Raw genomic sequence first — 15,478 nt, forward strand, 5'->3', positions numbered from 1 at the left:
CAATGATTCCGTTGTCGTTCGCGCAGCGTCGGCTGTGGTTCGTGGACCGCTTCGAAGGCCCCTCGCCGACCTACAACGGCGCGTTCGCCCTGCGGTTGACCGGTGAACTGGACGTGCCCGCACTGGAGTCGGCGCTCCGCGATGTCGTCGACAGGCACGAGGTCCTGCGCACGGTGATCGTCGAGGACGGCGACGGAGTCCCCCATCAGCGGGTGCTGCCCTCCGATGCCGAGCCGCTGCGCCTGCCGGTCGTCGAGGTCGCCGAGCAGGAGCGGGCGGCGGCGGTCGACGAGGTGGCCACGAAGTGCTTCGACCTGGCCGCCGACATGCCGATCCGGGCCGAGCTGGTGCGGTGTGGTCCGCGCGAGCACACCCTCGTGGTGGTGGCGCACCACATCGCCGTGGACGGAGAGTCGTTCGGGCCGCTGTTCCGCGACCTGACCACGGCCTTCGCGGCGCGCCGCGCGGGCCGGGCGCCGGTGTGGGAGCCGCTGCCGGTGCAGTACGCGGACTACACGCTGTGGCAGCGCGACGTGCTCGGCGACGAGTCGGATCCGGAGAGCCTGGCGGCGCGGCAACTCGCGTATTGGCGCGAGGGATTGGCCGACATGGCGCAGCCGCTGGCGCTGCCGACGGACCGCCCGAGGCCGAGGATGATGACCGCCCGCGGCGACGCGGTCGGATTCGCCATCGACCCCGACCTGCTTCGCTCCGTGGAGAAGCTGGCCGCGCAGGCGGACACCACGGTCTCGATGGTCATGCACTCCGCGCTCGCGGTGCTGCTGCACCACCTCGGCTGCGGCGACGACGTGCCGATCGGCGCCCCGATCGCGGGCCGCACCGACGAGGAACTTCGGGATCTGGTCGGCTTCTTCGTCAACACCTGGGTGCTGCGCGTCGACCTCTCCGGGAACCCGACCTTCGGCGAACTGCTGGGGCGGGTGCGGGATCGGGCGCTGGCCGCCTACGACAACCAGGACATGCCGTTCGAGCGGCTGGTGGAACTGCTCAATCCGGACCGGTCCACCGCCTACAACCCGTACTTCCAGGTGATGCTCTCCTGGCAGCCGCCGGTGCCCGCGCTGACCATTCCCGGTCTGGAGGTGCGCGCGGAGCGGCTGGAGACCCGAACCGCCAAGTTCGACCTGTTCTTCGACCTGCTTCCCGACGCCTCGGGCGGGGCGCGGTGCCGACTGGAGTACCGCACCGACCTGTTCGACCGGGACACGGTCGAAACCCTCGCGGAGCGGTTCGTGCGCGTGCTGGGCCGACTCGCCACCGACGCGGAGCGCGCGATCGGCGGGATCGACGTGCTGGACGCGGCCGAGCGGGAGCGGCTGCTCGACACCTTCAACGACACCGCCACGACGCAGACCGGGCTGACCGTGCCCGAGCTGTTCGAAACCCAGGTGGCGACGACGCCGGACGCCCCGGCGATCGTGTGCGACGAGCGCACGCTGACCTATCGCGAACTGGACGACCGGGCCAACGCCGTCGCGTGGGAGCTGATCCGGCGCGGTGCCGGGCCCGAGGACCTGGTGGTGCTGGCCCTGCCGCGCACCGAGGACCTGGTGGTCGGCCTGCTGGGCATCCTCAAGTCCGGTGCCGGCTACGTGCCGATGGACCCGCAGTACCTGGGCGGGCGGGCGGAGACGGTGCTCGCCGAGGCCGGTCCGCGATTCGCGGTCACCGACACGCGGACGTGGCGGGACATGCCGGCCAACGACATCTCGACCGTGGACCTGGACCGGCGCGAAGAGTGGGACACGCCCGAGGGGGCGCCGGACGACGCGCGCCGGATCTCGCCGTTGGCGCCGGACCACCTGGCGTACGTGATGTACACCTCCGGTTCCACCGGCAAGCCCAAGGGCGCCGCGATCACCCACCGCAACGTGGTCAACGGCGTGCGGGAACTGGTCCGCGTGCTGGACGCGCCGCCCGGATGGCGGATGTTGGCCGGAACCTCGGTGAACTTCGACGTCTCGGTCTTCGAACTGCTGACCACCCTGTCCACCGGCGGCACGGCCGAGGTGGTGCCCAACGCGCTGGCCCTGGCCGAGCGGCCCGGCTGGGCGGGCCACGTGATCAGCGCCGTTCCCTCGGTGCTCGGCGAGCTGGTCGGACACCTGGAAAAGACCACCGACGTGCGCACGGTCGTCTTCGCGGGCGACATCCTCCCGGCCCGCCTCGTGCGGCAGGTGCGCGAGGCGCTGCCCGGCGTGCAGGTCGTCAACTCCTATGGGCAGAGCGAGAGTTTCTACGCCACCACGTTCTGCCTCGATGGATCCGAGGAGTGGACGGACGGTGAGGTCGCGCCGATCGGCACCCCGCTGGGCAACATGCGCGCCTACGTGCTCGGCCCGGGACTGGCCCCGGTGCCACAGGGTGTGGTCGGCGAGTTGTACGTGGTGGGCACCTGCCTCGGGCGCGGCTACCACGGCCGTCCGGGCCTGACCGCCGAGCGGTTCGTGGCCAACCCGTTCGGCCCGGCCGGCGAGCGGATGTACCGCACCGGCGACCTGGCCCGGTGGAACGCACGCGGGCAGCTGGAATGCCTGGGTCGCGGCGACGGCCAGGTCAAGGTGCGCGGCTTCCGGATCGAGACCGCCGAGGTCGAGGCGGTCTGCGCGGCGCACCCCGGGATCGGCGAGGCGGTGGTGCTCGCCCGCGAGGTGCCCGGCGGCGGCCGGCGACTGGTCGCGTACGTGGTGCACACCGAAGGGGAGCGTGTCGGCGACGACGGCGCCGGCGGGATCGGCGACGTGGACGTACAGTCCGGCGCCTCGGCCGCCGAACTGCGCAGGTTCGTCGCGGCCCGGCTGCCCGACTACATGGTGCCCTCGGCCTTCGTGGTGCTGGGCCGGATGCCGCTGGGACCGACCGGCAAACTGGACCGCTCGGCGCTGCCCGAACCGGAGTTCGTCGGCGAGACCTACCGGGAACCGCGCACCGAGGCCGAGGCGATCGTGGCTGCGGCATACGCGGACGTGCTCGGCGTGGAGCGGGTCGGCGTCGACGACGACTTCTTCGCGGTCGGCGGGGACAGCCTGCGCTCGATCCAGGTGGTGGCCCGGACCCGGGCCCGGGGCCTGGAGCTGACCACGCGGGAGATCTTCGAGTGCCGTACGGCGGCCCGGCTCGCCGAGGTGGCGAGCGCGCGGCGCGACACGATCCCGGCGCTCGCCGAGCACGAGGGCGGCGGCGTCGGCCCGATGCCGTTGCAGCCGGTGGCCCGGCAGGTGTTCGAGCACGGCGGCGGGATCGACCGGTTCGCCATGTCGATCGCCCTGGAACTGCCCGTCGGCATCGACGAGAGCGGCCTGGCGGCGACGCTGGACGCCGTCCTCGACCGGCACGACCTGCTGCGCGCGCGACTGGTGCGCGACGCCGACGAATCCTTCCTCGTGGTCCGCCCGAAGGGCGCGGTGCGGGCGGCGGAGCTGATCCGCCGGGTCCCGTGCGACGGCCGGTGGGACGAGCCGAAGCTGCTCGACCTGGCGCGGACGGAACTGGACGAGGCGACCGCACGCCTGGACCCGGAAGCCGGGACCATGGCGAACTTCGTCTGGTTCGCCGCCGATTCGGGCGCCGGCCGACTGCTCGTGGTGCTGCACCACCTCGTGGTGGACGGCGTGTCCTGGCGGATCCTGATGGCCGACCTCGCCGAGGCGTGGCAGCAGGTCCGCTCCGGCCGCACGCCCGAACTGCCCGCCGTCGGCACCTCGGCCCGCCGCTGGGCGTCGGCCCTGGCGGACGAGGCGCTGAGCCCGAAGCGGGAAGCCGAACTGGCGTTCTGGCGCGACATGTTGGAGGCACCGAACCCGCCGCTGGGCGCACGCGCGTTCGACCCCGCGATCGATGTGATGGCCACGCTCGACAGCGTGCGGGTGCAGGTGCCCGCCGACGTCACCGAGGCGGTGCTGACCACGCTCCCCGCCGCCTTCAAGGGCACCGGGACCGATGTACTGCTCGCCGCGCTTGCCCTGGCGGTCAACCGGTGGCAGGGCGCGGAACACTCCACCCTGGTGCGGTTGGAGGGCCACGGCCGCGAGGAGGACGTCGTCCCCGGCGCCGATCTCTCGCGCACCGTCGGCTGGTTCACCAGCATGTACCCGGCCCGGGTCGACGTGCGGGGCGTGGACCCGGCCGAGGTGTCGGCCGGCGGCCCCGCCGTCGCGCGGGCGATCAAGCTGGTCAAGGAGCAACTGCGCGCCATCCCCGACAAGGGCGTGGGATTCGCCCTGCTGCGTCACCTCAACCCGGAGACCGCCGAACAACTGGCCGAACTCCCGGCGCCGCAGATCGGGTTCAACTACCTCGGCCGGATCTCCGACGCCGACGTGCCCGAACACCTGCGCGCGCAGGGGTGGGGACCGGCGTCGTCCTGGTCCGCCGAACTGGTCCCGACACCCGACCCGGACCTGCCCGCCCTGTCCGCCCTGGAGGTCAGCGCGGTCGCCACGGACACCCCCGACGGCACCCGGTTGCAGGCCGCCCTCATGTTCCCCACCGGCCTGCTCACCCGCGAACGCGTCGCCGAACTGGCCGAGTCGTGGGTGGAGATGTTGCGCGGGATGGCCGCGCACGCCGCGCAGTCCGCGATCGGCGGACTGACGCCGTCGGACAACCCGCTGGTCACGGTGGGACAAAACGAGATCGAGACCTGGGAGGAGCGCTACGGCCGACTGGCCGAGGTGTGGCCGATGCCCCCGTCACAGTCCGGCATCCTGTTCCAGGCGGCGCTCGCCGACGGCTCCTTCGACGTCTACCACATGCAGTTCGTACTGCACCTGTCCGGACACGTGGACCCGGAGCGCACCCGGGCGGCCGGGCAGGCACTGCTCTCCCGCTACCCCAACCTGCGCTCCGCGTTCCTGACCGGAGCCGGCGGCGAGCCGATCCAGGTCGTGCCGGAACACGTCGACATCCCCTGGCGGCACATCGACCTGACCGACCGCGACGAGGTCGAACAGGACGCCGAACTGGACCGGTTCCTCGCCGCGGACCGGGTCGACCAACTCGATCCCGTCCGGCCGCCGCTGCTGCGCCTGGCCCTGCTCACCTGCGGGCCGAAGCGGGCCAAGCTGGTGATCACGGCGCACCACGCGCTGTTCGACGGCTGGTCGTCGCCGTCGGTGATCACGGACCTGGTCCGGCTCTACTCCGGCACCCACGAGATGACGCCGGTCCGCGGCTACGGCGACTACCTGGCCTGGCTGGCCGCACAGGACCGGGAGGCGTCGGCCGCCGCGTGGGCCGCGGAGCTGGCCGGATTCGACCGGCCCACCCTGGTGGCCCCCAGCACCGCGTTGCGGGAGACGGCGTCGGCCCTGGGCCGGATCGAGGTACCGCTGTCGATCGACAAGGGCCGCGAACTGGCCCGCCGCGCCGCCGAACTCGGGGTCACGCTGAACACGCTCCTCCAGGCCGCGTGGGCGATCCTGCTCGCCAAGCTGACCGGGCAGCAGGACGTGGTCTTCGGCGCCGCCGTCAACGGCCGCCCGGCGGACCTGCTCGGCTCCGACGAGATGGTCGGCCTGTTCATCAACACCCTGCCGATCCGGGTCCCGTGCCGACCCGACCGGCGTGTCGCCGACGTGGTCACCGAACTGCAGCGGCGGCAGACCGCGCTGCTCGACCACAACCACTACGGGCTGGCCGACATCCAGCGCGGCGTCGGACTGCCCGCCCTGTTCGACACCATCGTGGTCTTCCAGTCCTACCCGATCGACCGCGAGGGCATGATCGAGGCGAACACCTCGGCGGGCTTCTCCATCGACGCCATCCGGCCGTTCGCAGGCTCGCACTACCCGCTCACGCTCAACGCCTCCGACCCCTACCTGCGACTGTCCCTCGACTACCAGAACCACCTCTACGACCGCGCCGCGGCCGAGGAGGTCGCCGCCCGGCTCGTGCGGGTGCTGGAGCAGGTGCTCGCCGACCCGACCGTGCCGATCGGCGCCGTCGACGTGCTGGCGGCGGACGAGCGGGACCGGCTGGTGCGCCGGGTCAACGACACGGCGCACCCGGTGGCCCCCGACACCCTGCCGGGCGCGTTCGAGGCCCAGGTGGAGCGGGAGCCCGACCGGATCGCGGTGATCGGCGAGCACGAGACGCTGACCTACCGGGAGTTCAACCGGCGCGCCAATCAACTGGCGCACTGGCTGGTCGTCCAGGGCGCGGGCCCCGAGCAGCCGATCGCGGTGCGGATCGCGCGCTCGGTGGACCTGATGGTGGCGATCTACGCCGTGGTCAAGGCCGGCGCGGCCTACCTGCCGGTGGACACCGACCTGCCCGAGGACCGGGTACGGCACGTGGTGGACAGCGCCAAGCCGCTCCTGGTGCTCGACCGCGTGCTGCCGGACGTGTCCGGATACCCGGTGGTGAACCCGGAGCGGCGCCTGTCGCCGGACAACGCCGCGTACGTCATCTACACCTCCGGATCCACCGGCGGCCCCAAGGGCGTACAGGTCTCACACCGGTCGATCATGAACCGGCTCAAGTGGGGCCTGGCGCACTTCGACGTCGACGAACGGGACCGGGTGCTGCTCAGCACCTCGGCGAGCTTCGACGTGTCGGTGCCCGAACTGTTCGCCCCCCTCCAGGTCGGCGCCGCCGTGGTGATCGCCAGGCCCGACGGGCGCCGGGACCCGGCCTATCTGGCCGAGCTGATCCGCCGCGAGAAGGTGACCGGCGCCGACTTCGTGCCCTCCCTCCTGGAGGCGTTCGTCGCCGAACCCTCGGCCGCGGCGTGCACCAGCCTGCGCTGGATCGAGGTCGCCGGCGAGGCGTTCCCGGCCACTCTCGCGAACAAGGTCGCCGACCTGCTGCCCGACTGCGGGGTGCACAACCTCTACGGGCCCACCGAGGCGGCCGTCGAGGTCACCGCCTGGCAGCACGTACCCGGCGCGGACCGGGTCCCCATCGGCGCGCCCGTGTGGAACACGCAGGTGTACGTGCTCGACGCGGCGCTGCGCCCGGTCGCGCCCGGCGTCGCGGGGGAGCTGTACCTGGCAGGCGCCGGCCTCGCCCGGGGCTACCTCGGCCGCACCGACCTGACCGCGAACCGATTCGTCGCCTGCCCGTACGGCGCGCCGGGAAGCCGGATGTACCGCACCGGCGACCTGGTCCGCTGGAACGAGGACGGCCAGGTCGAATACCTCGGCCGCACCGACTTCCAGGTCAAGGTGCGCGGTTTCCGGATCGAGCTCGGCGAGATCGAGGCGGCGCTGACCGCACACCCCGACGTCGACCACGCCGTGGTCGTGGTGCGCGAAGAGCGCGCCGGCGACCAGCGGCTGGTCGCCTACGTCGTCCCGGGCAAGGGCCCCGGCACCGCGCCGGCGGCCGACCTCGACCTCGCCGCGCTGACCGACCTGGCCCGGGAACGACTGCCCGAGTACATGGTCCCCTCGGCCATCGTGCCGCTCGCCGAGTTCCCCACCACGGCGAGCGGAAAGCTCGACCGCAAGGCCCTGCCCGTGCCCGAGCAGACCGAGGTCGCCGTCGGACGCGGGCCACGCAACCCCAGGGAGGAAGTGCTCTGCCGGCTGTTCGCCGAACTGCTCGGTGTGGAGGAGATCGGCATCGACGTCGACTTCTTCGAGCACGGCGGCCACTCGCTGCTGGCCACCCGGCTGACCGGTCGCATCCGCAACGAACTCGACGTCGACGTGAAAGTCACGACGGTGTTCCGCAATCCGACCGTCGCCAAGCTGGCGGCGAGCCTCGGCGAATCGACCGCCTCCAGCCGCCCGCAGCTGCGCCCGATGACCACATAGGAGAAGCGTCGATGATCCCGTTGTCCTTCGCCCAGCGTCGGCTGTGGTTCCTCCACCGTCTGGAAGGCTCGTCCGCGACCTACAACATTCCGTTCGTGCTCCGCCTGGACGGGCCACCGGACACGGCGGCCCTGGCCGCGGCGGTGACGGACATCGTCACTCGGCACGAGAGCCTGCGCACGCTGATCGTGGAGGACGCCGACGGAACGCCGGAGCAGCGGATCCTGGCCCCGGACGAGGCCGTCCCGCGCTTCCGGGTGATCGACGTGGCGGCGGACGCGGTCGAGGCCGTGACGCGGGAGGTCGCCTGCGAGGGGTTCGAACTGGACACCGACCTGCCCCTGCGGGTGACCCTCCTGCGGATCGCCCCGCAGGAGCACGTCCTGGTGTTCGTGTTCCACCACATCGCCGCCGACGGATCGTCGATGGCACCGTTCCTCCGGGACCTGGTGTCGGCGTACGCGGCCCGGCGGCAGGGGAGCGCGCCGCAGTGGACGGCGCTTCCGGTGCAGTACAAGGACTACACGCTGTGGCAGCAGCAGTTGCTCGGCGACGAGGCGGATCCGAAGAGCCTCGCAGCGACGCAACTCGACTACTGGCGGGAAGAACTGGCCGGAGTGCCACAGCCTTTGCAGCTGCCGCTCGACCGGCCGCGGCCGACGGTGGCCGGCCACGACGGCGGCCATGTCTCCTTCGAGTTGGAACCCGAGTTGCTCACCCGACTCGCCAAGTTGGCCGCGGACCGCGGGGCGACGGCGCCGATGGTGGCCCAGGCGGCGCTGGCGGTACTGCTGCGCACCCTCGGCGGCGGCGACGACGTGACGATCGGCAGCCCGATCGAGGGGCGCACCGACGAGGCCCTGGCCGATCTGATCGGATTCTTCGTCAATACCTGGGTGCTGCGCGCCGATCTGTCGCGGAATCCGTCCTTCGGCGAACTGCTGGAACAGGTACGGGACAAGTCCCTGGCCGCCTACGACAACCAGGACGTGCCCTTCGAGCGGCTGGTGGAACTGCTCGACCTGGAACGGTCCACCGCGTACCAGCCGCTGTTCCAGGTGATGCTGGCCTGGCAGTTCGTGTGGCCGCCGATCGAGATTCCGGGCCTGCGGGTCACGCCCGTGCCGGTGGGCACGGACACCGCCAAGGTCGACCTCTTCCTCAACGTGGTCCCGGACGCCACCGGCCGCGCGCACGGCCGACTCGAGTACGCGACCGAACTGTTCGACCGTGCGACGGCGACCGACATCGTCGACCGGTTCGTCCGCATCCTGGAACTGGTGGTCGCCGATCCGGGCGTGGGCGTCGGCGACCTCGACGTGCTCGGCGAGGACGAGCGCACGTGGCTGCTGCGCACGGCGAACGACACGGTCGAGCCGATCCCCGCCGCCGACCTCGTGGAGACCGTGGCACGGCACGCCCGCGACACCCCCGACGCGCTCGCCGTCATCGGTGCGGAACAGACGCTGACCTACCGGGAGTTGGATACCCGGGCCAACCGGCTGGCGCACCGGCTGATCGAGCGCGGAGTGCGGCCGGAGTCACCGGTCGCCGTCCGGCTGCCCCGCTCCGCGGACCTCGTGGTCGCGCTGCTCGCGGTGCAGAAGGCCGGTGCCGCCTACATCCCGATCGACCCGGAGCACCCGGGTTCCCGGATCGACCACATCCTGGCGGACTCCCGCCCGGTGCTCGTGCTCGACACCGGGACATGGGCCGAGTCGGACCTGTCCACGGGCCCGGACACGGCGCCGGCGGTGCGGGTGTCGCCGGACAACACCGCGTATGTCATCTACACCTCCGGTTCGACGGGCAACCCGAAGGGTGTGGCGGTCCCGCGCGGCGCGCTGACGAACTTCCTGGCCACGATGAGTCGGCGGGTCCCGCTGTCGCCCGCGGATTGCCTGCTCGCCGTGACGACGATCTCGTTCGACATCGCGGCACTGGAGCTGTACCTGCCGTTGATCTCCGGGGCGGCGGTGGTGCTCGCGGACAAGGACACCGTGTCCGATCCGTCCGCCGCCGTGGCGACGATCGGCCGGCACGGGGTCACCGTCGTGCAGGCGACGCCCGCGTTCTGGCAGATGGTGCTGACCCACGAGCCGACCGCCGCGACGGGCCTGCGGGTCCTGGTCGGCGGCGAGGCGCTGCCCCAGCGGTTGGCCGAGACGTTGGCCGACCAGGCCGTCGACGTGCTCAACGTGTACGGCCCGACCGAGACGACGATCTGGTCGACGAGCGCGACCGTCGCGCCCGGACCCGGTGCCCCGGCGATCGGCACCCCCATCGGCAACACGCAGGTCTACGTGCTGGATTCGCGGCTGCGGCCGGTCCCGCGCGGGGTCGACGGCGAGCTGTACATCGCCGGCGACGGCCTGGCCCGGGGATATTCCGGGCGGCCCGATCTGACCGTCGGACGATTCGTCGCCTGTCCGTTCGGTCCCGCCGGTGCCCGGATGTATCGCACCGGGGACCTCGTGCGCTGGGGTCGGGACGGGCGGCTGCACTACGTCGGGCGGACCGACTTCCAGGTCAAGGTCCGCGGGTTCCGGATCGAACTCGGCGAAATCGAGCATGTATTGGCGGCACACCCCGGCGTGACGCAGGCGGTGGTCGTGGTGCGCGAGGACGGGGACGACAAGCGGCTGGTCGCCTATGTGGTTCCGGAGCCGGATCGCGAGGGGGACGCCACCCTGCTCGCCGACCTGCGCGAGCACCTGCGTACCCGGCTGCCCGACTACATGGCGCCCGCCGCGATCGTCCCGCTCTCCGCGATTCCGCTGACGCCGAACGGGAAACTCGACCGGCGGGCGCTGCCGGCGCCGGACTACGCACAGGTGTCGACCGGCCGGGCGCCGCGCAACCGACGCGAGCAGACGCTGTGCGCCGTGTTCGCCGAAGTGCTCGGTCTGGAGAGCGTCGGGATCGCCGACGACTACTTCGCGCTGGGCGGCGACAGCATCCGCTCCGTCCAGGTCGTGGCCCGGGCCAAGGCCCGGGGCATCACGGTCGGCGTCCGGGAGATCTTCGAGCACCGCACGGTCGCTCGGCTCGCCGAACTGGTGGCGGGGCGCGACACCGAAGCGGGCGCGACCCTGGCCGAGTTGCCGGGCGGCGGCGTCGGCCCGGCCCCGCTGACGCCGATGGCGGCGCACGTTCTCGCACTCGGCGGTGGCATCGGGCGATTCTCGATGTCGGCGATGCTGACCCTGCCCGAGGGCATCGACCGCGCGGAACTGCTCGCCGCGCTCCAGGCCGTGCTGGACCGGCACGACGTGTTGCGCGCGCGGCTCGACCGGGCCCGGTCGGGCCTGTGGATCGAGCCGCCCGGCAGCGTGGACGCCGGCGCCCTGCTGCGCGAGGTGCCCAGCGGCGACGCCGACGTCACCGCCGAACTGGACGCGGCCGCGGGCCGGTTGGATCCGGACGCGGGCGTCGTGGCGCAGTTCGTGTGGTTCGCCGCCGACCCGGGCGCGGGCCGGTTGTTGATCGTGCTGCACCACCTGGTGGTCGACGGGGTGTCGTGGCGGATCCTGGTACCGGACCTGATCTCGGCGTGGCAACGGATCCACGCCGGCCGCACCCCCGCACCGACGCCGGAGGGAACCTCGCTGCGCCGCTGGGCACATGCCCTGGTCGACGAGGCCACCGACGCGGCGCGCGTGGCGGAACTGCCCGTGTGGCAGCGGATCCTGAGCGGCCACGAGCCCGTGCTCGGTGCGCGGGAACTCGACCGCACGCGCGATGTCGCGGCCACCGTGGACACGGTGCGAGTCCGGGTGCCGGCCGACGTCACGCGGGCCCTGCTGACCACGGTCCCGGCGGTGTTCCGCGGCGGGGTCGACGACGCGCTGTCGGCCGCGCTCGCGCTGGCGTTGGCGCGATGGCGCCGTGCCCGGGGCGAGACCGAGTCCTCGGCGCTGGTGCGGATGGAGCGGCACGGCCGGGAGGAGCACGTGATCCCCGGCGCGGACCTGTCGGGCACGATCGGATGGTTCACCTCCGCCTTCCCGGTACGGCTCGACCTGGCCGGGGTCGACGTGGCGGACGCGTTCGCCGGAGGGCCGGCCGCCGGCCTGGCGATCAAGGCGGTCAAGGAGCAGTTGCGCGCGGTGCCGGACAACGGCATCGGCTACGGCCTGCTGCGCCGGCTCAACCAGGACACCGCCGCCACGCTGGCCGCCGAGCGGGAGCCGCAGATCGGGTTCAACTACCTCGGCCGCGCCTCCGGTACGGACATCCCCGCGGACCTGCGCGGCCTGGGCTGGGCGCCGGACACCACGCACCCGGACCTGATCGCCGCGCCGGACGCGGACATGCCGGTGCTCTCGGCCCTGGAGATCGACGTGGTGGCCACACCCACCGCCGCCGGCGACGAGTTGACCGCCTACTTCGCGTTCCCCACCGGTGTGCTCTCCCGCGAGGACGTGACCGAACTGGCCGGGTCGTGGGTCGAGGCGTCGACCGCGCTGGCCCGGCACGCCGCGACTGCCGACGCCGGCGGGCTGACCCCGACCGACGCGCCGCTGGTCGAGGTGCGCCAGGAGGAGATCGACGCCTGGGAGGCCCGGCTCGGCCGGCTGACCGAGATCTGGCCGACCACCCCCGCGCAGTCGGGGATGTTGTTCCACACCATGCTGGCCGGAGCGTCCTTCGACGCCTACCACGTGCAGTTGGTCTTCCAGCTCTCCGGCGACGTCGACCCGGAACGTATGCGTCGGGCCGGACAGGCCCTGCTGGAGCGGCACACCAACCTGCGCGCGGCGTTCGTCGAGCGGGCCGACGGCGGTCTCGTACAGGTGGTGCCGGCACGGGGGGTGACCCTGCCCTGGACCCACCTCGACCTGACCTCGGTCGGCGAGGCGGAGCGGACCGAGACGTTCGAGCGCTTCCTCGTCCGGGACCGGGCCGCCCACTTCGACGTGCGTACCCCGCCCCTGATGCGACTGGCCCTGGTCACCGCGGAGTCCGGGCGAGCGGAGTTCGTGATGACCGCCCACCACGTGCTGTTCGACGGCTGGTCGATGCCGTTGCTGATGCGCGACCTGCTCCTGCTCTACGCCTCCGGAGGCGATCCGGCCGGCCTGCCCGAGAGCCGCGGCTACGGCGAGTTCCTGGCCTGGCGCGCCCGGCAGGACGAGGGCGAGACGGCACGGGCGTGGGCGAGCGAACTCGACGGGGTCGAGGAGCCGACCCTGCTCGCGCCCGGTTCCGCCGACGTGGGCGAGGGCGGCCTCGACCAGGTGGAGATCGCCCTCCCGGTCGACGAGGCGCGCGCGTTGAGCCGCGGCGCCGCCGCGATGGGCATCACCGTCAACACCCTGGTGCAGGGTGCCTGGGCGCTGCTGCTCGGCCGACTCACCTCCCGCGGGGACGTGGTCTTCGGCGCCACCGTCTCCGGGCGCCCGCCCGCGGTGGCGGGCGTCGAGTCGATGGTCGGGATGTTCATCAACACCGTCCCCGTCCGCGTGCGTCACGCCCCCGGCGACACCGTCGCCGAGGTCCTGAACCGGTTGCAGAGCCGACAGGCCGACCTGATGGAGTACCACCACCACGGGCTCACCGAGATACAGCAGGCCGTCGGCCTGCCGTCCCTCTTCGACACCCTGGTGGTCTTCGAGTCGTATCCCATCGACCGCGAGGGCCTGACCGCCGCCGGCGCCGCCGCGGACGGCATCACCTTCACCGGTCTGCGCCCGAACAACGGCACCCACTACCCGCTGGCCCTGATGGTGGCCGCCGACCCGCACCTGGAGTTCATCCTCCAGTACGCCCCGGGCGCCTTCGACCGGGCCGCGGTGGAGGCGATCGCGGCCCGCTTCCTGCGCGTCCTGCGGCAACTCGTGGCCGATCCCGGACGCACGGTCGCCCGGATCGAGACGCTGGATCCCGCCGAACGCGAGCGTCTGCTCGTCGCGTTCAACAACACGGCCGTGCCGACCCCGGACGTGAGCATCACCGAACTGGTCGAGGCCCAGGTGGCGCGCACCCCGGACGCGGTCGCCGTGGTCGCCGAGGGCGTGTCGCTGACGTACCGCGAGCTGGCGATCCGGGTCGATCGTCTGGCGCGCGAACTGGTCGAGCTCGGGGTGCGCCCGGAGTCGCCCGTGGCGGTGTCGCTGCCGCGCACGGCCGACCTGGTGGTGGCGCTGCTCGCGGTCCTGAAGGCCGGCGGCGCGTATCTGCCGGTCGACCCCAGATATCCCAGCCAACGCCTGCGGGCCATCCTCGAGGAGGCGCGCCCGCGCCTGGTCCTGACCGACTCCGCGACGGTCGCGGCGCTGCCGGAGCACGACGCGCCGGACGTGTTCCTCGACGCGCTGGACCTCTCCACCGCCCGCGCCGGGCTCGAACGGACCCCGTACGCCGAGCAGTTGGCGTACGTGCTGTACACCTCCGGATCCACGGGCAAGCCCAAGGGCGTCGCGATCACCCACTCCAACGTGGTCAACGGCGTACTGCGGCTCGCCTCCCGGGTGGGCATGGAGCCGGGCAAACGCCTCCTCGCGGGCACGTCGATCAACTTCGACGTCTCGGCGTTCGAGATCTTCACCACCCTCGCCGCCGGCGGCGTCGTCGACGTGGTCCGCGACGTGCTGGTCCTGGACGAGCGGGCGAGCTGGAGCGGCGCGGTCGTATCCACCGTGCCGTCGGCCTTCGCCGAACTCGTCGACCGGATCCGCGACCGGGTCGAGGTGGAGACGATCGTCTTCGCCGGCGAGGCCCTGCCGCCGTCGCTGGTCGACAAGACGCGCGAGGCCTTCCCGGGCGTACGGATCGTCAACGCCTACGGGCAGAGCGAGTCGTTCTACGCCACCACCAGTACCGTCTCCGGCGACACCCGGGACTGGGCGGGCAGCGCGCCCGTCGGCACCCCGCTCGGCAACATGCGGGCCTACCTCCTCGGCCCCGACCTCGCGCCGGTGCCGCCGGGCGCGGTCGGCGAGTTGTACGTCGGCGGGAACGTGGGCCGCGGCTACCACGGCAACACCGGATCGACCGCGGAGCGCTTCGTCGCCGACCCGTTCGGCCCGGCCGGCTCGCGCATGTACCGCACCGGAGACCTGGCCCGCCGGAACGCCGAGGGCGAACTCCGGTACGTGGGTCGCGGCGACGCGCAGGTCAAGCTGCGCGGCTTCCGGATCGAGCCCGCCGAGGTCGAGGCCGCGCTCACCGCGCACCCCGACATCGCCCGAGCCGCCGTGCTCACCCGGGGCACCGGCGTCGGCACGCGGCTCGTCGCGTACCTGGTGTCGTCGGGCGAGGTCGATGCCGACGCCGTTCGCGTGTTCCTCGCCGAGCGGCTGCCCGAGTACATGGTGCCGTCGGCCCTGATCTTCCTGGACCGGCTCCCGCTGATGCCCAACGGCAAGCTGGACCGGGCCGCGCTGCCCGAGCCGGAGATCGGCACAACCGCCTACCGGGCGCCGCGCAATGCCCGCGAGGAGGCCCTGGTCCGCCTGTTCGCCGAGGTGCTCGGCATCGACCGGGTCGGCATCGACGACAACTTCTTCGCGCTCGGCGGGCACTCCCTGCTCGCCACCCGGCTGATCAGCCGGGCCCGCGCCGACCTGGGGATCGAGATACCCATCCGCAAGATCTTCGACCTGCCGACAGTGGCCGCGCTCGCACCGTGGTCGGAGGAACCGACGGCTCCCCGCCGCCCCGGTTTGCGCAAGATGACCGTAGAGGAGTGAGGC

The 15,478-nt window shown here is 72.5% G+C and carries 2 protein-coding genes; both read left to right on the forward strand.

Annotated features, from left to right (window positions below; translation table 11 throughout):
• Positions 1–2 precede the first annotated feature (2 nt).
• The gene (locus B4N89_RS26615) at positions 3–7,781 is read left to right on the forward strand and encodes a non-ribosomal peptide synthetase (RefSeq protein WP_078978320.1); all 7,779 of its coding nucleotides are present in this window, start codon (positions 3–5) and stop codon (positions 7,779–7,781) included.
• An 11-nt stretch (positions 7,782–7,792) separates the two neighbouring features.
• The gene (locus B4N89_RS26620) at positions 7,793–15,475 is read left to right on the forward strand and encodes a non-ribosomal peptide synthetase (RefSeq protein WP_078978321.1); all 7,683 of its coding nucleotides are present in this window, start codon (positions 7,793–7,795) and stop codon (positions 15,473–15,475) included.
• Positions 15,476–15,478: the final 3 nt, after the last annotated feature.

This window comes from Embleya scabrispora (assembly GCF_002024165.1).
Classification (GTDB): Bacteria; Actinomycetota; Actinomycetes; order Streptomycetales; family Streptomycetaceae; genus Embleya; species Embleya scabrispora_A.